The organism is Lelliottia sp. EB106-05-01-XG201, from assembly GCF_058791735.1.
In genome coordinates this window covers 2,807,452-2,827,593 of record NZ_JBYTDV010000001.1, presented here as the reverse complement: position 1 = coordinate 2,827,593, position 20,142 = coordinate 2,807,452, and the positions used below count along the sequence as shown (strand labels likewise).

At 58.9% G+C, this 20,142-nt stretch carries 21 protein-coding genes; 8 read left to right on the top strand and 13 right to left on the bottom strand.

The window, feature by feature from the left end:
- Positions 1-311 precede the first annotated feature (311 nt).
- Together msrB and AC3WS9_RS13255 are read left to right on the top strand one after the other, a co-directional pair.
- Positions 312-725, top strand: coding sequence for a peptide-methionine (R)-S-oxide reductase MsrB (msrB, locus tag AC3WS9_RS13260; protein WP_100780525.1), 414 nt, complete (start codon positions 312-314; stop codon positions 723-725).
- Between the two features lie 41 nt (positions 726-766).
- On the top strand, positions 767-1,039 hold the full coding sequence (locus AC3WS9_RS13255; protein WP_282494975.1) for a YeaC family protein: 273 nt from the start codon (positions 767-769) through the stop codon (positions 1,037-1,039).
- 113 nt (positions 1,040-1,152) lie between these two features.
- Here AC3WS9_RS13255 and chiD read toward each other — a convergent pair whose 3' ends face one another.
- The 5 genes from chiD to sppA form a co-directional block, all read right to left on the bottom strand.
- The gene (chiD, locus tag AC3WS9_RS13250; RefSeq protein WP_492488798.1) at positions 1,153-2,406 is read right to left on the bottom strand and encodes a chitinase ChiD; all 1,254 of its coding nucleotides are present in this window, start codon (positions 2,404-2,406) and stop codon (positions 1,153-1,155) included.
- 187 nt (positions 2,407-2,593) lie between these two features.
- Positions 2,594-2,938, bottom strand: coding sequence for an HNH nuclease YajD (gene yajD / locus AC3WS9_RS13245; protein WP_095281671.1), 345 nt, complete (start codon positions 2,936-2,938; stop codon positions 2,594-2,596).
- Between the two features lie 34 nt (positions 2,939-2,972).
- On the bottom strand, positions 2,973-3,614 hold the full coding sequence (gene pncA, locus AC3WS9_RS13240; protein ID WP_492488796.1) for a bifunctional nicotinamidase/pyrazinamidase: 642 nt from the start codon (positions 3,612-3,614) through the stop codon (positions 2,973-2,975).
- Between the two features lie 10 nt (positions 3,615-3,624).
- Positions 3,625-4,641, bottom strand: coding sequence for an asparaginase (ansA, locus tag AC3WS9_RS13235; RefSeq protein WP_285144787.1), 1,017 nt, complete (start codon positions 4,639-4,641; stop codon positions 3,625-3,627).
- A 60-nt stretch (positions 4,642-4,701) separates the two neighbouring features.
- Positions 4,702-6,558, bottom strand: coding sequence for a signal peptide peptidase SppA (gene sppA / locus AC3WS9_RS13230; protein ID WP_492488793.1), 1,857 nt, complete (start codon positions 6,556-6,558; stop codon positions 4,702-4,704).
- Positions 6,559-6,725: 167 nt separating this feature from the next.
- Between sppA and AC3WS9_RS13225 the strand changes: the two genes are divergently transcribed.
- The 3 genes from AC3WS9_RS13225 to AC3WS9_RS13215 all read left to right on the top strand — a co-directional run bounded on the left by AC3WS9_RS13225 (position 6,726) and on the right by AC3WS9_RS13215 (position 10,348).
- Positions 6,726-7,277: an NAD(P)H nitroreductase gene (locus tag AC3WS9_RS13225; RefSeq protein ID WP_285144785.1), complete on the top strand. Its 552-nt coding sequence runs from the start codon at positions 6,726-6,728 to the stop codon at positions 7,275-7,277.
- Between the two features lie 115 nt (positions 7,278-7,392).
- Complete coding sequence (selD, locus tag AC3WS9_RS13220; protein ID WP_282494981.1) at positions 7,393-8,436, top strand: selenide, water dikinase SelD; 1,044 nt, start codon at positions 7,393-7,395, stop codon at positions 8,434-8,436.
- A 4-nt stretch (positions 8,437-8,440) separates the two neighbouring features.
- Positions 8,441-10,348 (top strand): DNA topoisomerase III, encoded by a 1,908-nt coding sequence (locus AC3WS9_RS13215; protein ID WP_285150730.1) that lies wholly within the window; start codon positions 8,441-8,443, stop codon positions 10,346-10,348.
- A gap of 86 nt (positions 10,349-10,434) precedes the next feature.
- Here AC3WS9_RS13215 and gdhA read toward each other — a convergent pair whose 3' ends face one another.
- The gene (gene gdhA, locus AC3WS9_RS13210) at positions 10,435-11,778 is read right to left on the bottom strand and encodes an NADP-specific glutamate dehydrogenase (protein WP_492488790.1); all 1,344 of its coding nucleotides are present in this window, start codon (positions 11,776-11,778) and stop codon (positions 10,435-10,437) included.
- Positions 11,779-12,009: 231 nt separating this feature from the next.
- On the opposite strand from gdhA, the gene AC3WS9_RS13205 reads away from it, so the two are divergent.
- Entirely contained in the window at positions 12,010-12,282 is a 273-nt protein-coding gene (locus AC3WS9_RS13205) for a YnjH family protein (protein WP_282494984.1), read from the top strand.
- Here the strand turns inward: AC3WS9_RS13205 and AC3WS9_RS13200 are convergent.
- Entirely contained in the window at positions 12,242-12,658 is a 417-nt protein-coding gene (locus tag AC3WS9_RS13200; RefSeq protein ID WP_492488788.1) for a pyrimidine (deoxy)nucleoside triphosphate diphosphatase, read from the bottom strand. The two genes, AC3WS9_RS13205 and AC3WS9_RS13200, sit on opposite strands and share 41 nt — an antisense overlap.
- Before the next feature lie 75 nt (positions 12,659-12,733).
- Here AC3WS9_RS13200 and AC3WS9_RS13195 point away from each other — a divergent pair, with 75 nt between their 5' ends.
- Positions 12,734-13,303, top strand: a complete 570-nt coding sequence (locus tag AC3WS9_RS13195) for a carboxymuconolactone decarboxylase family protein (protein WP_492488786.1) — start codon at positions 12,734-12,736, stop codon at positions 13,301-13,303.
- Positions 13,296-13,913: a CDP-alcohol phosphatidyltransferase family protein gene (locus tag AC3WS9_RS13190; RefSeq protein ID WP_492488785.1), complete on the top strand. Its 618-nt coding sequence runs from the start codon at positions 13,296-13,298 to the stop codon at positions 13,911-13,913. The genes AC3WS9_RS13195 and AC3WS9_RS13190 overlap by 8 nt, the downstream gene beginning before the upstream one ends.
- Here the strand turns inward: AC3WS9_RS13190 and AC3WS9_RS13185 are convergent.
- The 6 genes from AC3WS9_RS13185 to xthA all read right to left on the bottom strand — a co-directional run bounded on the left by AC3WS9_RS13185 (position 13,910) and on the right by xthA (position 20,092).
- Positions 13,910-15,211, bottom strand: coding sequence for a sulfurtransferase (locus AC3WS9_RS13185; RefSeq protein ID WP_492488783.1), 1,302 nt, complete (start codon positions 15,209-15,211; stop codon positions 13,910-13,912). The two genes, AC3WS9_RS13190 and AC3WS9_RS13185, sit on opposite strands and share 4 nt — an antisense overlap.
- Before the next feature lie 77 nt (positions 15,212-15,288).
- A complete protein-coding gene (locus AC3WS9_RS13180; RefSeq protein ID WP_492488781.1) occupies positions 15,289-15,906 on the bottom strand; it encodes an ATP-binding cassette domain-containing protein in 618 nt (205 codons plus the stop codon).
- A complete protein-coding gene (locus AC3WS9_RS13175; RefSeq protein ID WP_492488779.1) occupies positions 15,906-17,441 on the bottom strand; it encodes an ABC transporter permease family protein in 1,536 nt (511 codons plus the stop codon). The genes AC3WS9_RS13180 and AC3WS9_RS13175 overlap by 1 nt, the downstream gene beginning before the upstream one ends.
- Positions 17,414-18,577, bottom strand: coding sequence for an ABC transporter substrate-binding protein (locus AC3WS9_RS13170; protein WP_492490334.1), 1,164 nt, complete (start codon positions 18,575-18,577; stop codon positions 17,414-17,416). The genes AC3WS9_RS13175 and AC3WS9_RS13170 overlap by 28 nt, the downstream gene beginning before the upstream one ends.
- A 21-nt stretch (positions 18,578-18,598) precedes the next feature.
- Positions 18,599-19,279, bottom strand: coding sequence for a TVP38/TMEM64 family protein (locus tag AC3WS9_RS13165; RefSeq protein WP_492488777.1), 681 nt, complete (start codon positions 19,277-19,279; stop codon positions 18,599-18,601).
- A gap of 6 nt (positions 19,280-19,285) precedes the next feature.
- Entirely contained in the window at positions 19,286-20,092 is an 807-nt protein-coding gene (gene xthA, locus AC3WS9_RS13160) for an exodeoxyribonuclease III (protein WP_282494992.1), read from the bottom strand.
- Positions 20,093-20,142: the final 50 nt, after the last annotated feature.

Sequence of the window (20,142 nt, the reverse complement as noted above, 5' to 3'; positions counted from 1 at the left end):
AAAGGTTGCCTGTAAAATTACAAAAACCTTACGCAGCGTCAAGCGGAATCGTGTCAATCATTGCGACAAATCAATCCTGCGCATAACCTTTGTGCGACTGACAGCCTCACTTTCCCTTTGAGCTAGCAACCACATGGGGGCTGCGCCCGGAATTTTAAAGGGCTATCAGGATAAATATGTGAGCAAGATCACAATTGCCTGACTGCCGTACCGCAACGCATAAGTTTAGAACAAAAGTTCACACTTCAGTGTTAATGTTTTGTTAGAATTCGCGATGAAAGGTATCTGTTTCTACAGCGAGATCTGAGCATATGTCGAATCAACGTAACCCTGACGAACTCAAAAAAAATTTAACAGAAATGCAGTTCTACGTGACGCAGAACCACGGGACTGAACCCCCATTCACCGGGCGTTTGCTGCACAATAAGCGCGATGGCGTGTACCACTGTCTGGTGTGCGATGCCCCGCTGTTCAATTCGCAATCAAAATACGATTCTGGCTGCGGCTGGCCGAGCTTCTATGAGCCCGTCAGCGATGAGGCTATCCGCTATTTAACCGACTCGTCACACGGTATGCAGCGCACAGAAATTCGCTGCGGAAACTGCGATGCTCATCTCGGACACGTATTCCCGGATGGCCCGCAGCCAACGGGGGAACGTTTCTGCGTCAATTCGGCGTCGATGAGCTTCTCCGATGATGAAAATGGCGACCAGACGAAAGGTTGAAAAACCGATTCAGCAAATTATTCCATCACAGCGGATTTCTGATGAATATTGATGACATGATTAGCAGCATGACGCCGGAAGTGTATCAGCGCCTGGTAACAGCCGTAGAGCTGGGAAAATGGCCTGATGGCGTGGCGCTGACGGCAGAGCAAAAAGAGAACAGTCTGCAACTGGTGATGTTGTGGCAGGCGCGCAATAACAGCGAAGCGCAGCACATGACTATCGACACTCAGGGGCAGATGGTGATGAAGAGTAAGCGCGAGCTGAAAGAAGATTTTGGCATCACGCCAAAACCCATCGCCACGTTCAAATAACCGAAAGCGTAACCTAAACCGTAGGCCGGGTAAGGCGAAGCCGCCACCCGGCAACAAACGGGTGTGCGGCTAAACATGCCCGGTGGCGCTGCGCTTACCGGGCCTACAACGACTTAGTGCTTGATTCCCAACGACGTCGCCAACTGCTTCGCCAGCTGGTTGTGGTCGTCCGCGCCATACTCCCAGAACATCGCGCCGCCCAGACCTTTCTCTTTGATGTACTGCGCCTTCAGGTCGACCGAACGCGGGTTCTCATACGACAGCGCAAACAACTCTTTATCTTCCGCCGATTTGATCGACAGCCACGGCACTTTCGCCTGGTCGTCCCAGTGCTCGGTAAAGCGCTTCTCAGGATCGTTAATCAGCTTGCTGACGATATCGTTGTACTTCACATAGGTGTCTTTGGTGAGGTCATACCCCAGCGCTTTGAACATCCCGATCTCTTTTGCGCCGAAATACGGCTGCGTCACCGGGTTTTTCTCGGCGTCCGCTTTCGTCCAGTCGATGCCCGGCTCAACGCTGCGTTTCGGGACGCGCCCATAAAAACCGATCCCCAGATTCACCTGCTCAGGTTTAAGCCCGGCGGCAAGATAGTTGTTCACCACAAAATCAGCGCTGTACTTGTCCGCCGCGGCCACCGTCGGCCACTTCGTCGAGTCGTACAGGTTCGAGTTAAAATACTGCGTGCCGTAGGCCATATCGTAGGTCATCAGGTTGATGTAGTTCAGATACGGCGCGATCGCTTTCACATCGACCCAGCTCTTCGGGCTCTCCGCATTCGCGCCCAGCGCCACGGTGACTAACTTCTCTTTCGGCAGCGTTTCGCGGATCTCTTTCAGCAGGGCGGTAAAGTTGTCTTTATCCGCGGGCTGCTTGTCCACGAGGCCCCACGCGCCGTTCACTGGGTACTCCCAGTCGAGGTCGATGCCATCCAGACCGTAGGTGTTGACGATATCCTGCACCGAGCGAATAAACACGGCGCGGCTCTGTTTGCTATCCGCCGCCCCGGAGAATCCGCGCGCGCCCCAGCCGCCGACCGAAAGCAGGACTTTCAGTTGCGGATTTTGCTTACGCAGTTCAGGGATCTTATGCAGGTCGGCCATGACTTTCGGCGACAGCCAGATTTGGTGGAGCTTACTGGCATCTTTCAGCGCGGCGTTGGTTTCACCGGCTTCGTTGTTGTAGATAAGACCAAACGAGTAGTTGAGATGGGTAATCTGACGCACGTCCAGCTTGTCGATATCACCGCCAGGGCCGGCAGTCACGTCACCGCCGCCGTTGAAGTAGCCGACGGACATCAGATCAGCAGCGAAAAGGTATGGCGCGCAGAGCAGGGGTAATGCTGCCATCACAGGCAATAGCTTCATAACGTATCCTCTTTGACTTAAAAAAAGTAAGCCACATCAGGGATGTGACAAAAAACTGCCCATTGAGGATAGCAGTGCCGCTTCGTTTGTGTTGGGAGGGAGTTCACTTTACAGGAGATTGCCGGGGGGCGGCTTCAGATTGTAGGCCCGGTAAGCGTAGCGCCACCGGGCATGTCAAACCGTGCGATTACTTTTTATCAATCATCGATTTGAGATTCGCAAACGGGTTATATGTGGCTTCCCCGACGCTCTTCTGCGCATCTTCACCCGCGACGACCGTTGAGCCGTACAGATCCGCTTCGGTGTATTTGGAATGCTCATGATCGTGACAGAACAGGCACAACATCTCCCAGTTGCTGCCGTCTTCCGGGTTATTCGAGTGATCGTGATCGATGTGGTGCACCGTCAACTCACGCAGATTGGAATAGACAAACTCACGGCTGCAGCGACCGCAGACCCACGGGAAAAGCTTCAGCGCTTTTTCGCGGTAACCGACTTCCAGTCGGGCATAGTTTTTAGGGATAAAAGCCATAACACTGGCACTCCTGAATGATATAAAAATGCGTTTACGCCTGCGTCTCTTGCCAGTCTGCCAGCGTGTACAGCGTCGCCCCTGCGGTCGACATCTCCATAAACGCCAGCGCGCTATCCTGCGCCTGAATGTTTACGCCGCGGCAGCCGTCGGTGATCACGCTGACGTTATACCCTAATTTTAGCGCATCGAGCACGGTGAACTTCACGCAATAATCCGTTGCCAGCCCCATCACGATCAGATCGCTAATCTCATGATGGCGCAGCCAATCGTCGAGGGCGGTTTTGTGGCGGTGCTCATTATCGAAAAAGGCGCTGTAGCTGTCGATATTAGGATTTTCGCCTTTATGAAACACCGCGTCGATCGCCTTCTGATCCAGCAGGGGATGCAGTTCCGCCCCTTCGGTCTGCTGGATACAGTGATCCGGCCAGAAGGTTTGCGCCAGTCCGTCCAGTTCACCCTGGGTAAAAGGCTCCACGTTATGCTGGCTGGCAAAGCTGCCGTGATTCGCCGGATGCCAGTCCTGGCTTGCGACCACCGCTTCGCCGCGCGCTTTACACCACCCGATCAGCGTATTGGCGACGTCCACGGTGCTATCACCACCGGCCACCGCCAGCGCACCACCGGCGCAGAAATCATTCTGCAGATCGACCAGCAGCAGGGCTCGTTGCTTCATAAAAAACTCCTTATTCGTCCGGCGTCAGCTCGCCGCGCAGGTTCTGCATCATCGCCGCACGCATGGACTGCACGTCCAGATTCTGGCTGAGTAAGTAGTGAAGTTTAGTCAGGGTGGCTTCGACCGTCATATCAAACCCGCTGATCACCCCGGCGTGCGCCAGCGCGTTGCCGGTGGCGTAACCGCCCATATTCACTTTGCCGGACATGCACTGAGTCAGGTTAATCACCAGGATGCCGCGATCGCTCGCTTCCTGCAGCTCTTTCAGGAACTCGCCGTTCTGCGGCGCATTGCCAACGCCGTAGGAGCGCAGGATCAGCGCCTTCACCGGCTGGCGCAGGAAGTTACGCACCACGTCGGCAGAGATGCCTGGATAGATGGTCACCACGCCAATCGGCTGCGGGGTGATCGGGTGAACGATCAGCTCGCCCGCCGTGTGCGGCGCAGGCGGCGTGCCCAGGCGGCGAATATGGATACCCGCTTCCAGCAGCGGCTGCAGGTTTGGCGACGCAAAGGCGTCGAAACCGTCGGCGTGGGCTTTGGTGGTGCGGTTTCCGCGATAGAGGCGATTGTTGAAGAACAGCGACACTTCGTTGATCGGATAATTGGCCGCCACGTACAGGGAGTTCAGCAGGTTGATCTGCCCGTCGGAGCGTAGTTCGGCCAGCGGGATTTGCGACCCAGTGACAATCACCGGCTTACCCAGATTCTCCAGCATGAAGGAGAGCGCCGAGGCGGTGAACGCCATGGTGTCGGTGCCGTGAAGGATCACAAAGCCATCGTACTCGTCGTAATGGGCTTTGATATCTTCCGCGATATGCTGCCAGTCTTCCGGCGTCATATCCGAGGAGTCCATCAGCGGATCGTACTCGTGAATGGTGAAGTCCGGCATCTCCTGGCGGTGGAACTCAGGCATCAGCGCGAGCTGGCGCTGCAGATGACCGGAAACAGGAATGTAGCCATTTTCGGAGCGCTGCATACCGATGGTCCCGCCGGTATACGCCACATAAATCGATTTCTTCTGCATGATAGTGTGTTCTTGTGCTTCAAAGAAAAATCCCCCCTTCGCGAGAAGAGGGGACGGGGTTTAGCGTACGTTAGCGCAGGTGAGGCAGAACGCGTAACGGTTTTGCGGATCGTTAAAGGCGGCGAGCTTATCGCTCTCGGCTTTGACGACATTGGCTGCGGTGGCCACCGGCGCAGGCAGATACGCCTGAATCGCGGCAGGCAGCATGGCACGTACGGAACCGGACATGCTGTTCATCACCATATCCACAAACGTCGGCTCATCCTGGTAATAGGCGATGTGCCACTGTTTCAGCTTCGCCAGCTCGGCCGCTTTCGCGACGGCGTCATCGAAGTCGCCAAGGCTATCGACCAGACCGTTGCTTTTCGCATCCTGACCGGTCCAGACGTGGCCCTGAGCAATTTTATCCACCTGCTCTGGCGTCGATTTACGCGACTCCGCGACCAGAGTGATAAAGCGCTTGTAGCCGTTTTCGATGCTCAGCTGCATCATCTGCGACACTTCCGGCGGCAGGGATTTGGTCACCGCCACATCCGCCAGCGGCGAGGTGGCCACGCCGTCCGTGTGCACGCCCAGATAATCGAGGCTGTTTTCGACGGTGTTAATGACGCCAAAGATACCGATAGAGCCGGTCAACGTGCTTGGGTTCGCCACGATGTAGTTCGCAGGCGTGGAGATCCAGTACCCCCCGGATGCCGCCATCCCACCCATCGACACCACAACCGGTTTGCCCGCTGCACGCGCTGCGGCCAGCTCCGCACGGATCACTTCCGAGGCGCTGACGCTGCCGCCAGGGCTGTTCACGCGAAGGATGATGGCTTTCACTTTTGGATCCAGACGCGCATCGCGGATCTGCGACGCGGTGGTATCTCCGCCCACGTTCCCCGGCGTCTCTTCCCCGTCCATGATCGCTCCGTTGGCGAAGACCACGGCCACGCTGTCGCCCGATTCATCCGGTTTTTTCGGCGTGTAATCGTAGAGGCTGATGGCGCTGTAATTCTTGTCTTCTTTGCTCCAGCCGAACTGTTTGGTCAGCGCTTTTTCGATCTCGGCGCTAGAGCCGAGCGTATCGACCAGTTTGTTATCCAGGGCGTATTTTGCCGTATCGCCGCCGACTATGGTCAGGCCATCCAGCATCGCCTGCGCGCCTGGGAAGACCTGCTCAGGGGTGATCTGACGGTTCGCCGCCACGGTGGCGAGATAGTTCTGCCACAGCTCGCCGATCCAGCGGCTGTCCGCTTCACGCGCGGCAGGGGACATATCGTCACGAATAAACGGCTCAACGGCGGATTTATAGGTGCCGACGCGGAAGACGTGGGTGGTGACTTTCAGCTTATCCAGCAGCGATTTGTAGTACAGACCGTTGGTGGCAAAACCGTGCAGATCGACGGTGCCCTGCGGGGAGAGCCAGATTTTGTTAGCGAAGCTCGCCAGATAGTATTGCCCCTGGCTGTAGCTATCGCCGACCGCAATCACTGGCTTGCCGCTGTCGCGGAACTCGCGCAGCGCTTTACCGATGTACTGCATCGACGGCTGATCGCCCCCGGCAAAGTTTTTCAAATCCAGCACGATCCCGGTAATGTTGCGATCGTCCTTCGCCTGACGAATGGCGTCGACGATATCAAACAGGGAGTTTTCCTGCATGCGATCAGAGGTCGAGCCCAGCAGCTGGCGGCCAATCACGCCCAGACGATTGCTGGTGGACGGCTTATCGACAATCACGCCGGTGATATCCAGCAGCAGCGCGCCGCGCTCGGAGTGCTGCGCCTGATTGCTGCTACTGATGTGCATCCAGACGCCCACGCAGACCAGGATCAGGAAGATGAAAAAGACATTCATCACCAGTTCGCGCACGAAGTTGAGCAACCGCCACGTCCATTTAAAGAAACCGGCAAAAATTCGCCAAAGGGTTCGCATGTATTCTCCCAAACCAGATAATGACCGTTTCCGTCGCGACTGGACGGCAATGTGGGGTTATCGTAATGACCCAACCGCCACTTGTCAGCAGGAATCGCCCACTGCGCTGTAACAAATTCTGCTCTCGTGTTAATTTTGTGAATAAATTTCAAGACAGGAGTTAATCAATGGACGCACTTGAACTGCTTGTTAACCGCCGTAGCGCTTCACGCCTGGCGGAACCTGCGCCTGCGGGCGAACAGCTGGAAAACATTCTGCGCGCCGGTATGCGCGCGCCGGATCACGGCACCCTGACGCCGTGGCACTTCTTTATCATCGAAGGCGAGGGCCGCGACCGTTTCAGCACCCTGCTGGAGAATGGGGCGATGGCCGCCGAGCAGGATGAAAAGGCGATCGACAAAGCGCGCAATGCGCCGTTTCGCGCGCCGATGATCGTTGCGGTGGTGGCAAAATGCCAGCCCGAACACAAAGTACCAGTCTGGGAGCAAGAGATGTCCGCCGGTTGCGCGGTCATGGCGATGCAAATGGCCGCTGTCGCCCAGGGCTTTAACGGCATCTGGCGCACCGGTCCGCTGACGGAAAGCCCGGTGGTACGCGAAGGACTCTCCTGCGCCGAGCACGACAAAATCGTCGGCTTCCTCTATTTAGGTACGCCGCAGCTGAAAGCCTCGACCACCATTTCCACGCCTGACACCGCCCCGTTCGTCACCCGATTCTGATAATCACGCTAAACTGTCTGGATTATGAGCAAGCGTCGCATAATTCAGACAGTCATACTTACCTCATCACGGAATGAGCGCTACCATAGCGCGATTGCAATGACAGGAGATGTCCATGAGCGAGCAAACTATTCGTTTAACGCAATACAGCCACGGAGCGGGTTGCGGTTGTAAAATTTCCCCTAAAGTGCTGGAGACCATCCTGCACAGCGAACAGGCGAAGTTTGTCGACCCGAACCTGCTTGTCGGCAACGAAACGCGTGACGATGCGGCGGTATACGATTTAGGTAACGGCACCAGCATTATCAGCACCACCGACTTCTTTATGCCGATTGTCGATAACCCGTTTGATTTCGGGCGTATCGCGGCGACCAACGCCATCAGCGACATCTTCGCGATGGGCGGTAAACCGATCATGGCGATCGCCATCCTCGGCTGGCCGATCAACACCATCCCACCGGAAATCGCCCGCGAAGTGATCGAAGGCGGTCGCTTTGCCTGCCAGCAGGCGGGCATTGCGCTGGCGGGTGGACACTCCATCGACGCGCCAGAGCCGATCTTCGGCCTCGCCGTCACCGGCGTGGTGCCGACCGAGCGCGTGAAGCGCAACAGCACCGCGCAGGAAGGTTGCAAGCTGTTCCTCACCAAACCGCTGGGTATCGGCGTGCTCACTACCGCGGAGAAAAAATCCCTGCTTAAGCCAGAACATATTGGCCTCGCCACGGAAGTGATGTGTCAGATGAACCTGGCGGGCGCGGCGTTTGCCAATATCGACGGCGTCAAAGCGATGACTGACGTTACTGGCTTTGGTCTCCTCGGCCACCTGAGCGAAGTCTGTCAGGGCGCAGGCGTTCAGGCACAGGTCTGGTATCAGGACATTCCAAAACTGCCGGGCGTGGAAGAGTACATCGCCCAGGGCGCGGTGCCGGGCGGCACCCAGCGTAACTTTGCCAGCTACGGCCATCTGATGGGCGACATGCCAACAGAGTGGCGCGATCTGCTGTGCGATCCGCAAACCTCCGGCGGCCTGCTGCTGGCCGTCACCCCTGACGCGGAAGCCGAAGTCAAAGCCACGGCGGCCGAGTTTGGCATCAGCCTGAGCGCCATTGGCGAGCTGGTGACTGCCCGCGGCGGTCGTCCGATGATTGAGATCCGTTAATTCGATGCGTCTGTTTATTGCGGAAAAGCCGAGTCTGGCCCGTGCGATTGCCGATGTGCTTCCCAAGCCGCATCGCAAGGGCGACGGCTTTATCGAATGCGGTAACGGGCAGGTGGTCACCTGGTGTATCGGTCACCTGCTGGAACAGGCGCAGCCGGATGTCTACGACGCCCGCTACGCGCGCTGGAATCTCAACGATCTGCCGATCGTGCCGGAAAAGTGGAAACTGCAGCCGCGTCCTTCCGTGACTAAGCAACTCAACGTCATCAAACGTTTCCTGCACGACGCGGAAGAAGTGATTCACGCGGGTGACCCGGACAGGGAAGGGCAGCTGCTGGTGGACGAGGTGCTCGACTATCTCGAGCTGGCGCCGGAAAAGCGTCAGCAGGTGCAGCGCTGCCTGATCAACGATCTCAACCCGCAGGCGGTTGAGCGCGCGATTACGCGTCTGCGCGCCAACAGCGAGTTTATCCCACTGTGCGTCTCGGCCCTGGCGCGAGCCCGCGCCGACTGGCTGTACGGCATCAATATGACCCGCGCCTACACCATTCTCGGGCGTAACGCCGGGTATCAGGGCGTGCTCTCCGTCGGGCGCGTGCAGACCCCAGTCCTCGGTCTGGTGGTGCGCCGCGACGAAGAGATCGAAAACTTCGTGGCGAAAGATTTCTTCGAGGTGAAGGCGCATATCGTCACCCCGAAAGAGGAACGGTTTACCGCCACCTGGCAGCCGAGCGACGCCTGTGAATCTTACCAGGACGAAGAGGGGCGGCTGTTGCATCGCCCGCTGGCGGATCACGTGGTTAACCGCATCAACGGCCAGCCGGCGATAGTCACCAGCTATAACGATAAACGGGAATCAGAACCCGCGCCGCTGCCGTTTTCCCTCTCAGCCCTGCAGATTGAGGCCGGTAAACGCTTCGGTATGAGCGCGCAGAACGTGCTCGATATCTGCCAGAAGCTTTACGAAACCCACAAGCTCATCACCTATCCGCGTTCCGACAGCCGCTACCTGCCGGAAGAGCATTTCGCCGGGCGTCATGCGGTGCTGAATGCGATTGGCGTTCACGCGCCGGACCTGCTCCCGCAGCCCGCCGTGAATCCGGACACCCGCAACCGCTGCTGGGATGACAAAAAAGTCGACGCGCACCACGCGATTATCCCGACGGCGCGCGCCAGCAACGTTAATCTCAGCGAGAACGAAGCGAAGGTTTATAACCTGGTGGCGCGTCAGTATCTGATGCAGTTTTGCCCGGACGCGATGTTCCGCAAATGTGTGATTGAACTGGAGATCGCCAAAGGCAAATTCGTCGCCAAAGCGCGTTTCCTCGCCGAAGCGGGCTGGCGCACGCTGCTCGGCAACAAAGAGCGCGACGAAGAGAACGACGGCACGCCGCTGCCGGTGGTGGCGAAAGACGACGAACTGCTGTGCGAAAAGGGTGAAGTGATTGAGCGACAAACTCAGCCGCCGCGCCACTTTACCGACGCGACGTTGCTCTCGGCGATGACCGGGATTGCCCGTTTTGTGCAGGATAAAGATCTGAAAAAGATCCTCCGCGCCACGGATGGATTAGGCACAGAAGCGACGCGCGCGGGGATTATCGAGCTTCTGTTTAAGCGTGGTTTCCTGATCAAAAAAGGGCGCTATATCCACTCGACGGATCCGGGGCGGGCGTTGATTCACTCCCTGCCGGAGCTGGCTGCGCGACCGGACATGACGGCGCACTGGGAGTCGATCCTGACGCAGATCAGCGAGAAGCAGTGCCGCTATCAGGACTTTATGCAGCCGCTGGTGGGTACCCTGTTTGAGTTGATCAATCAGGCGCGCAATACGCCGGTGAAATCATTCCGCGGAATGGTGGCACCGGGCGGTGGTGACGCGAAGAAGAAGTTTAAGAAGAAGAGTGCGGCCTGAAAAAACGGGCCAACGATTCGTGCTTTCGCGGGTTTTGTAGGCCGGGTAAGGCGGAGCCGCCACCCGGCAACACACGATGATGCGGCTTAAACCACCCCTTGCCCAATCATCGCATCGGCCACCTTCACGAACCCGGCGATATTCGCGCCGCGCACGTAGTTGGTCTGCTCCGCTTCCCCGCCGTACTCCACGCAGGAGTGGTGAATATCCAACATGATGTGATGCAAACGCGCATCCACTTTCTCGGCTTTCCAGCCCAGACGCGCGGCGTTTTGCGCCATCTCCAGGCCTGACGTCGCCACGCCACCGGCGTTCGCCGCTTTACCCGGCGCAAACAACACGCCCGCTTCGAGGAACAGATCCGTCGCTTCGATGGTGGTCGGCATATTCGCCCCTTCCGCCACCGCTTTCACGCCGTTTTTGATAAGCGTCCGGGCAGCCTCCACATCCAGCTCGTTCTGCGTCGCACACGGCAGGGCGATATCCACCGGCACTGACCACGGCTGCTTGCCTTCCAGATAGGTCAAACCAAACTCGCGCGCGTAATCCGCCACGCGGCCGTCGCGGCTGGCTTTGATTTCGCACAGGCGTGCCAGTTTCTCCGCCGTGAAACCGGCTTCATCCACCACCGTGCCGCTCGAGTCCGACGCCGTCACCACGCGCGCGCCAAACTGCATCGCTTTTTCAATCGCATACTGCGCCACGTTGCCGGAGCCCGACACCGCCACGCGCATTCCTTCGAAGCCCAGACCGTGACGTTTTAACATCGCCTCGGTGAAGTACACCAGGCCGTAGCCCGTCGCTTCCGGGCGGATCAGACTCCCGCCGAACGACAGCCCTTTCCCGGTAAACACGCAGGCGCTGTTGTTGGAGAGCTTTTTCATCATCCCGGCCATAAAGCCGACTTCGCGTCCGCCCACGCCGATATCCCCCGCTGGCACGTCGGTGTCCGGGCCGAGGTGACGGTACAGCTCCGTCATCAGCGCCTGGCAGAAACGCATCACTTCGCCTTCGCTTTTGCCTTTCGGATCGAAATCGCTGCCGCCTTTACCGCCGCCCATGGGCAGGGTAGTCAGTGCGTTTTTAAAGGTCTGCTCAAAGCCGAGGAATTTGAGGATCGACAGGTTTACGGAAGGGTGAAAACGCATTCCACCCTTGAACGGGCCAATCGCCGAACTGAACTGGACTCGCCACGCGCGGTTCACCTGCACCTGATTTTTGTCGTCGACCCAGACCACGCGGAACTGAATCACACGTTCGGGTTCAACCAGGCGCTCAAGCAGGGACATCTGACGGTAACGCGGGTTTTCTTCGAGGAAGGGCCACAGGGTGGTCATGACCTCACGAACGGCCTGGGCAAACTCGCTCTGATGCGGGTCGCGCTGTTGAACGTGGGTAAGAAACGATTCCAGAGAGCGTGTCTGATCCATAGATATAAGAGCCTCTTATAAAGATTTTTTTAATTTTGTGTGTTGTGTGGGTGATTTGTGGTCGTTTTCGACTATACCACCCGTACCGCTTGGCGAGGCAAGGGAAAATTTAGCGGGAAAGTGAAATTAATCAGCGGCCTTGTGTCATAACTAAAAACGATGATGAGAGAAATTAAAGGAACGGCGGCAAACAACCGTTATAGTCATTATCAGCACACAAAAGGAATCTTTATGAACCGCTACCTGTTAACTGCTTTGCTTGCCCTGTTGTCCGCCGGTGCTCAGGCCGACCGTATTCGCCCGGACGTGGAGGTCAATGTACCGCCGGAAGTGTTCAGCTCCGGCGGCCAGCGCGCGCAGCCCTGCAACCAGTGCTGCATCTATCAGGATCAAAACTATTCGGAAGGGGCGGTGGTGAAAGCCGACGGCGTTCTGCTCCAGTGTCAGCGCGATGAAAAAACCATCAGCACGAACCCGCTGGTGTGGCGGCGCGTAAAAGGATAAAGGCTTCCAGCAGCGGGATATCGGCGGGCGCGAGATCATACGCGAACGCCTCCTGCGGAGTGCACCACACCAGGTTGCTGTGGTAATGCGCGATCACTTCGCCGCTGAAGGTCGGGACGTGCCACGCGTGCAGATGAATCAGCCGCCCGGAGACTTCCCGCTGGTGGCTGGCGACATACTGCGTCGGCTGCGCGTCTATCCCTAACTCTTCACGCAGCTCGCGGGTCAGCGCCTCGGGCTGGGTTTCACCAGCTTCAACTTTGCCCCCGGCGAACTCCCACATTCTTGGCTGGTCGGCACTCTCCGGGCGTTGCGCGAGGAGAATTTTGCCATTCTTTTCAATAATGGCGGCAACAACATCGAGAGTTTTCAGCATGGTCGTCAATACTTGTAGGGGAAAAACGACATATTATCGTCGGCTTTCAAAGAGTCCAGCCATCAGGAGAGTCCGGTGAAAGAAACTTCCGCCTGGGTCCAGCCCGTCGAATCTATCCCCGCCAGTTTAAAACCCATTGCCGCCATGCAAAAAAAACACTTCGGCGTGGTGCTGAATCCCACCCGCTGGTGGGGACGCATGCCGCGTCTTTTCTGGCTGGTGGCGCTGTTTGTCGGTTTTCTGGAGCGCAAAAATGCGCGCCTCAATCCGGCCCTGCGCGCACTGCTGATGACGCGTGTTTCGCAGCTCTGCCACTGCGCATTTTGTATCGACGCCAACAGCCTGCGTCTGGCCGAGCGCTGCGGCGCGCTGGATAAGGTGCAGGCGGTCAGCGACTGGCGTGAGTCCGCGCTGTTCAGTCCGGAAGAGCGTGCGGCGCTGGAGTATGCCGAAGCCACCACCGCTACGCCGCCGCTGGTCACGGAGTCCATCAAAAGCGAACTGAAACGCTTTTACAGCGATGCGACGATCACGGAAATGACGGCCCTGATTGCCTTTCAGAATCTTTCGGCGCGCTTCAACGCCGCGCTGGAGATCCCGCCCCAGGGGCTTTGCGACGCGTTCAAGGGGAAGCCTCATGTTTGACCGGCATCTGCATCCGCGCGTGAAACCGCTGCTCAACCGCCTGGTGGCGGTGATTGATAAGCCCTACATCAGCGCCGACGGCGTGACGCTGGCCGGATTTGCCATCGGCGTGCTGGCGCTGCCGTTTCTGGCGCTCGGCTGGTATGTGGCGGCGCTGATCGCCATTGTGCTGAACCGGCTGTTTGATGGGCTGGACGGGGCGCTGGCGCGGCGTCGCGGGTTATCGGACGCGGGCGGTTTTCTCGATATCGCCCTCGATTTTCTCTTTTACGCCTTAGTGCCCTTTGGCTTTGCGCTCGCCGCGCCGCTGGAAAACGCGCTCGCTGCCGCCTGGCTGCTGTTTGCATTTATCGGCACCGGCAGCAGTTTCCTGGCCTTTGCGGCGCTGGCCGCAAAACACAATATTGATAACCCGGGCTACGCGCACAAGTCGTTTTATTACATCGGGGGATTAACGGAGGGGACGGAGACCATCGCGCTGTTTGTACTCTGCTGCCTGTTCCCGGCGCACTTCGCGCTGTTCGCCTGGATCTTCGGCGCGTTGTGCTGGCTCACCACCACAACGCGCATCTGGAGCGGGTATCAGACCCTGAAAGCTGTCAAACCTTAAAGGGTGCTTTCTGGCGTCAGCGGGCCCGTAGTGATCGGGTTACTCGGGTGGCTGCTCCATTCGTACCAGCCGCCGTCGTAGACCGAGACGTTTTTCCAGCCCATGGCGCGGGCGTACATGAAGGTTTCTGACGCGCGCCAGCCGGTGCCACAGTAGAAGGCGACGTGCTGGTCCGGCAGGATATTCCACTCTTTCCACATCGCGGCGATATCATCGGCGCTGCGCATGGTCCCGTCCGGGTTGTGGAAATCTTCCATATGGGTGGCATCGCTGCCCGCATGGCCCCAGCGTGCGCCTGCGATCTCACCTTTTGGCTTGATGTAGCTGTAGCCGCTGGTTTCGCCGGTGAATTCCGGCCAGGAACGAATGCTCACCAGCGACGCATCTTTGCGATGCAGCATCCCGCGCGCCTGTTCCATATCCACCATCAGCTGAGGCTGACCAGGGATGGGTGCGCCGAAGTCCGCGGCGGGCGTCACTTTCGCTGGCATTCCGCGCTCGACCGGCAGACCGGCGTCGGACCAGGCTTTCCAGCCGCCATCCAGCAGACGCACATCTTTCACCCCGGCGTAGAGCATGATCTGCGCCACGCGCGCTGCGGCATACACATCGCGGCCATAGAGGATCACGGTGGTGTCGTGACGAATACCCTGTTTCGCCAGCAGCGCTTTCAGTTTGTCGTCGGAGACTTTATTCCACAGCGGTTCGCTTTCCACTTCGTTAGTATCAATGTATCCGGCGCCCGGAATGTGGTTCAGGAGATAGAATTTCGGCGCGCCCCAGGCGGCTTCGATAATTTTATAATCGCCCGTCGGCGCGGCAGTGACCTTTTTACCCTGCGTCAGCTGATGCAGCCACTCGGGATAGACCAGCTGTTCGAAGTGGGGAAGACGCTGCAGGCGATCGGCATTTTGCAGCGCATCGCCGAGGGTGGAAACGTGCTGATACCCGGCTTTGGCGAGGCGTGCTTTCACCGCCTGGTTCTCCGCGTCGCTGCCGTACAGGGCGATGGCGGAGGTCGGCGCGAGGTTGTGCTGTTTAGCCCAGTCGGCGAGCTGCTCGTCGCTCATAAGGGTTAACCAGCTGGCTGACAGGTTCAGCGCGGCGGGTTCATGCCCGGAGGTGCCGGACAATGTTTGCGGCCAGCCGTTATAGAAGGCGCTGGCGCGGGTGTCGATCACCGCGCCGTGCTGCTGTTGCAGCTGGGCCAGCGTCACAGAAGAGGCCATTTCAGCGGCGAAAGTGGAGAAACTGGCAAGACAGAGCGCCAGCGCGGTCAGTTGAGAAACACGTTTCATCGAAGAACCTGACGTGAAATAAAAGGTGCGTCATTTTCGTCTTCCCCTAAACAGAATTCCTTGCGTTAGCACAGGGTTTATTGCCACCCGGCGAGCTGAATCACCCGTCCACCCGGCGGAATGTCGTCTTCATCGTGCGTGACCAGCACCACCGGAATGTTCTGCGCGCGAACCTGGGTGAAGACCCACTCCCGGAACGTCACTCGCAGAGACTTATCCAGACGACTGAATGGCTCATCCAGCAGCAGGGCGCGAGGCTGCGCCAGCAGGGCACGCAGCAGGCTGACGCGGCTGCGTTCACCGCCCGAAAGCGTCGCCGGGTCGCTGGCATAAAATCCGGCCAGACCCGCGCTCGCCAGCGCCTGCTCGACCTGTTCGCGGCGCGCCTTCCGAATACTCGCGGGCAGCGCCAGCATCAGGTTCTGCCCGACGCTAAAGTGATCGAACAGCAGCGCATCCTGGAACAAGATCCCAATCCCCCGTTTTTCGACCGGCCGCGAGTCAAGACGTTCATCGTCGAGCCACAGCTCGCCGTGGGCCTGAAAATCGGCGGACAGCGCGCCGACCATCCACGCAAACAGCGTCGATTTCCCGCTGCCAGAAGGCCCCATCAGGGTGAGGATTTCCCCGCGTTCAACGCTGAAATTCGCCTCGCGCAGCAGCGGGTTAAGAGTGAGATTTTTGACGGTCAACATCAGCGTAACCCTTGTCGATAATGGCCCGCGAGGCGCGAGAGTCCTGCCGCGAGGGCAAAGGCAGCGGCGGTGAGCGCCAGCAGCCACAGCGCGCGTCCCGCAAGAATCGCCGTACTGCCGCCGCTGCTGAGCGCTACGGCTTCGGTAGTGAGCGTCGCGAAGCGCCCGGCACCGAGCCACAGGGTCGGCAGATATTGCGCCATGCTCACGGAAAACCCGGTGGCAAAGGCGATAAGGATCGGGCGCACCAGCAGCGGGCATTTGATCTTAAAGAATACCTGACTGCGCGACAGCCCCAGCGTTTTGGCGATCAGAATCAGACGTGGATCGAGCCTGCGCCACGCGGGTTGCAGCACCAGAAGCGTCCACGGGAGCACCCACAGCAGATGTCCCCACAGCACGGCAATAGACTCGCCGTCAAAACCCAGATTGAGCGCCAGCCGGTATTGCCCGGCGACCAGCGGCAGGGCGGGCAGGGCCAGCGGCAGCCAGAGCCACAGCGTGCCGCGCGACGGCCCCCACTCCAGCCACAGCAGGGCGGTGCCCAGCGCGATCAGGGCGGAAACCAGGGCGAACGAGAGGCTGGCGCTAAACGGCGCAATATCAAAATCACTCTGTTTTGCCAGCACGAGCAGCACCAGGGCGCAGACCAGTCCGCTCAGGGGCAGCAGCCACCCGAGCGCGGTTCCTGCGATCGGCGGCCCGGCTTCGTGGCGTTGACCCGACACCGATGGGATCGTGCGTCGCCACGGCTTCCACAGGGCGACACCGACGGCGGCAAACGCGGCCAGCAGGAGAAGTAGCACCAGACAGAGCAGAGTGCCTTTGATCTGCTGTTCGGCATCGCCCTGACTCAGCCACTGCCAGGCCAGCACCGCCAGCGTCGGCGGATTGCCCGGCCCGAGAATGATCGCAATATCCACCACCGAAAGGGACCAGGCGACCACCGCCAGCATCACCGCGCCGAGTGCCGGGGCAATGGTCGGCAGCACCAGCCAGAATAGCCCCTGGATGCGGGAGTAGCCGAGGGTTTGCAGCACCACCATTTTTTGGGCCAGCGTCTTTTCCGGCAACACGGCGTAAATCGCCCACAGCACAAAGGCGCTCTCTTTCACCGCGAGCGTCAGGCCGAGGCCGATTCCGTAGGGATCCAGCAGAGGTGAACAGGCGCTACAAAGCTGATAAAACGCGCCCCCTTCGGCAAAAACCAGCAGCACGCTGGTGGCAAACGCGACGTGCGGGATGGCCAGCAGCCAGGGCAGACGGGAATTCATCTGCTGCCAGCGCTTGCCGGGCCACAGCGCCGCCACGATGCAGAGCGCGATCAACAGCGAACCGACGGTGGCGATGGCCGTGGAGACCAGGGTGGCGATCAGCGCCTGTGGCAGCTGCGGATCGTTAAACAGGGATTGCCATCCCGCGACGGAAAACGCCGGTTCAAGCAGCATCACGGTGGCCGGGAACAGCGGCGCGTAAATGGCCGCGATGACCAGCCACACCAGCCAGCCTAGCGGGTGCCGTAGCGACGCAGCCATTCCTGCTCCAGAGCGTTCACCCAGGCCGCGTGCGGCTCAGGCTGCATGGTCGGTAAACCCGCCGGAATAAACTGGCGCAGTGCGCTGGCCTGTTCAGCAGGCAATTTTTGCGGGTCCAGCACGCTCGGGTCACCCCATATTTTCGGGTCGGCTTTGCGAATTTGCGCGTCAGGTGACAGCAGGAAATTGGCGACCACTTTGGCCCCCGCGCTGGCGCTGCTGTTGGCCGGGATTGCCACGAAATGGACATTTCCCATCGTCCCGTCGGCAAAGCCGAAGCTGAAACTGTCAGCAGGCAGTTCGCCGCTGGCGACTTTTTGCTGCGCGTGGGCCGGGTTAAAGGTCAGGGAGAGATTCAGATTGCCGCTGGCAAGCAGGGCGTCCATGCGCGCCGGTGACGGCGGAAAATCTTTCCCTTCGCGCCAGAGCAAGGGGTGAAGCGCGTCGAGATAGCGCCACAGCGGGGCGGTGACGGCGTCGAAGGTGTGCGGGGCGGGCGCAGTTTTCAGGGCATCCGTCGTTGTGGTCAGGCTCAGCAGCAGCTGTTCCAGAAACGCGGTGCCGGTAAAATCGGGCGGACGTGGATAGGTCACTTTTCCCGAATGCTGCTTCGCATAGTCGAGGAGAGCGGCAGGATCGCGCAGCGAGGCTGAGAGCGTGGCTTTGCGGGCAATAAAGGTCAGCTGCGCCGCGCCCCACGGGGATTCTGCGCCGTCAGTGGCAATGGCAAAATCTTCGGTCACCGGTTTGGTGGTATCGACATAGCGCCAGTTGGGCAGCATTTGCGCCCAGCCGGTTTGCAGCAGATTTGCCTCTTTCAGTGTGCGGAAGTTCTCCCCGTTAACCCAGAGTAAATCAACGGAGCCCTTACTGGTTCGCCCGGCGCGGGACTCGGTCTGGATGCGTTTGACCGCATCGGCGGCGTCCGCCAGGTGCACGATTTTCAGGGTGATGGCGTAGTGGGTTTTCATCTCCTCGCTCACCCAGCCGAGATACCGGTTGACGGCCGGATCGCCGCCCCAGGCGTTAAACCACACGGTCTGGCCTTTGGCGTCCTGTTGAACGGTTTGCCAGTCGCTTTCGGCGAATACCGGGGCGGCCAGCAGCAGCCCGGTCAGAAACATGCAAGAACGCACACGGCGCATAATGCCTCCCTGTTAATGAGATGAAGGGGAAAAGCGAGAGAACAGCCAGCGGGTGACCAGCGGCAATAACCCTAAGAGTGTAAAGGCTACCAGCATTCCCGGCGACAGAATATCGCGCAGGGAGGTCAGCTCCCCCAGCTCGCGCCCGGCATTGAGGAAAATCACCGTCGCAGGCAACATCGCCAGCTGGCTGACCCACCAGTAGCGCGCCACGCCGATAGCGGTTAAGCCTGAAAGCAGATTGACCACAAAGAACGGAAACACCGGCATCAGGCGCAGGGCAAACAGATAAAATGCGCCGTCGCGCGCGACACCTGCATTCACCGTCTGCATCGGTTTCGCAAAGCGGCGCTGCACCCAGTCGCGCAGCAGGTAGCGGCTGGCGAGCATCGCCAGCGTTGCCCCCAGCGTCGAAGCGAACGACACCAGGACAATCCCTTCCCAGACGCTGAACAGCGCCCCGCCCAGCAGCGTCAGCAGCGCCGCGCCGGGAATCGAAAACGCAGAGACCACCACGTAAAGCACAAAATAGATCGCAGCGCTCTGCACCGGGGCGCGATGGACATACTCAATAAGCATCAGCCGATGCGTTCGGAGTGATTCGAGGGAGAGAAAGCCTGGCGGCAGGAGCGCGATAAGCAAAGCAAATGCGCCCAACAGGGCGCACAGGATGAGGATTTTTTGCGTTTTCACCGGCAATTACAGTTTGAATTTCGCCCAGACCGGCGCGTGATCGGACGGCTTTTCCATGCTGCGGATGTCGTAATCGATCCCGGTTTCGATGCAGCGTTCGGCCAGCGGCTGGCTTGCCAGCAGCAGATCGATACGCAGGCCGCGGTTGTCGTCGAAGCCTTTTGAGCGGTAGTCAAACCACGAGAAACGATCCTGCGTTTGCGGATTGGCGCTGCGGAAGGTGTCCACCAGGCCCCAGTTCATCAGACGGTCCATCCACTCGCGCTCTTCGGGCAGGAAGGAGCATTTACCGGTGCGCAGCCAGCGTTTGCGGCTGTCTTCCCCGATACCGATATCCAGATCCGTCGGGCTGATATTCACGTCGCCCATGATCAGCACCGGGTTGTCTTTGTTCAGCTCGGTGGTCAGGTAATCCTGCAGATCCTGGTAGAACTTGGCTTTCGCCGGGAATTTGGTCGGGTGGTCGCGGCTTTCGCCCTGCGGGAAGTAGCCGTTGATCACCGTGATATTGCCGACGGGCGAGGGGATCTCCGCCATGATAATGCGACGCTGTGAGTCATCGTCATCGCCCGGGAAGCCGCGGCGCACGGAGACCGGCGTCTCTTTGGTGAGCAGTGCCACGCCGTAATGGCCTTTCTGGCCGTGATAAAAGACGTTATAACCCAGCTTCGCAACGTCTTCGAGCGGGAACATATCGTCGTGAACTTTTGTCTCCTGCAGGCCGATCACGTCTGGCTGATGTTGTTCGACAATGGCTTCCAGTTGGTGAGGGCGGGCGCGCAGGCCGTTGATATTAAAAGAGACAAATTTCATAGTCGCTGCCAATGCAAGGTGAATAGTGCAAGGATGGTAGCAGAATTTGC

What these genes read in the sequence shown, in the direction of transcription:
- msrB (WP_100780525.1), top strand. Translation starts at nt 312, where the DNA reads ATGTCGAATCAACGTAACCCTGACGAACTCAAAAAAAATTTAACAGAA.
- AC3WS9_RS13255 (WP_282494975.1), top strand. Translation starts at nt 767, where the DNA reads ATGAATATTGATGACATGATTAGCAGCATGACGCCGGAAGTGTATCAG.
- chiD (WP_492488798.1), bottom strand. Translation starts at nt 2,406, where the DNA reads ATGAAGCTATTGCCTGTGATGGCAGCATTACCCCTGCTCTGCGCGCCA.
- yajD (WP_095281671.1), bottom strand. Translation starts at nt 2,938, where the DNA reads ATGGCTTTTATCCCTAAAAACTATGCCCGACTGGAAGTCGGTTACCGC.
- pncA (WP_492488796.1), bottom strand. Translation starts at nt 3,614, where the DNA reads ATGAAGCAACGAGCCCTGCTGCTGGTCGATCTGCAGAATGATTTCTGC.
- ansA (WP_285144787.1), bottom strand. Translation starts at nt 4,641, where the DNA reads ATGCAGAAGAAATCGATTTATGTGGCGTATACCGGCGGGACCATCGGT.
- sppA (WP_492488793.1), bottom strand. Translation starts at nt 6,558, where the DNA reads ATGCGAACCCTTTGGCGAATTTTTGCCGGTTTCTTTAAATGGACGTGG.
- AC3WS9_RS13225 (WP_285144785.1), top strand. Translation starts at nt 6,726, where the DNA reads ATGGACGCACTTGAACTGCTTGTTAACCGCCGTAGCGCTTCACGCCTG.
- selD (WP_282494981.1), top strand. Translation starts at nt 7,393, where the DNA reads ATGAGCGAGCAAACTATTCGTTTAACGCAATACAGCCACGGAGCGGGT.
- AC3WS9_RS13215 (WP_285150730.1), top strand. Translation starts at nt 8,441, where the DNA reads ATGCGTCTGTTTATTGCGGAAAAGCCGAGTCTGGCCCGTGCGATTGCC.
- gdhA (WP_492488790.1), bottom strand. Translation starts at nt 11,778, where the DNA reads ATGGATCAGACACGCTCTCTGGAATCGTTTCTTACCCACGTTCAACAG.
- AC3WS9_RS13205 (WP_282494984.1), top strand. Translation starts at nt 12,010, where the DNA reads ATGAACCGCTACCTGTTAACTGCTTTGCTTGCCCTGTTGTCCGCCGGT.
- AC3WS9_RS13200 (WP_492488788.1), bottom strand. Translation starts at nt 12,658, where the DNA reads ATGCTGAAAACTCTCGATGTTGTTGCCGCCATTATTGAAAAGAATGGC.
- AC3WS9_RS13190 (WP_492488785.1), top strand. Translation starts at nt 13,296, where the DNA reads ATGTTTGACCGGCATCTGCATCCGCGCGTGAAACCGCTGCTCAACCGC.
- AC3WS9_RS13185 (WP_492488783.1), bottom strand. Translation starts at nt 15,211, where the DNA reads ATGAAACGTGTTTCTCAACTGACCGCGCTGGCGCTCTGTCTTGCCAGT.
- AC3WS9_RS13180 (WP_492488781.1), bottom strand. Translation starts at nt 15,906, where the DNA reads ATGTTGACCGTCAAAAATCTCACTCTTAACCCGCTGCTGCGCGAGGCG.
- AC3WS9_RS13175 (WP_492488779.1), bottom strand. Translation starts at nt 17,441, where the DNA reads ATGGCTGCGTCGCTACGGCACCCGCTAGGCTGGCTGGTGTGGCTGGTC.
- xthA (WP_282494992.1), bottom strand. Translation starts at nt 20,092, where the DNA reads ATGAAATTTGTCTCTTTTAATATCAACGGCCTGCGCGCCCGCCCTCAC.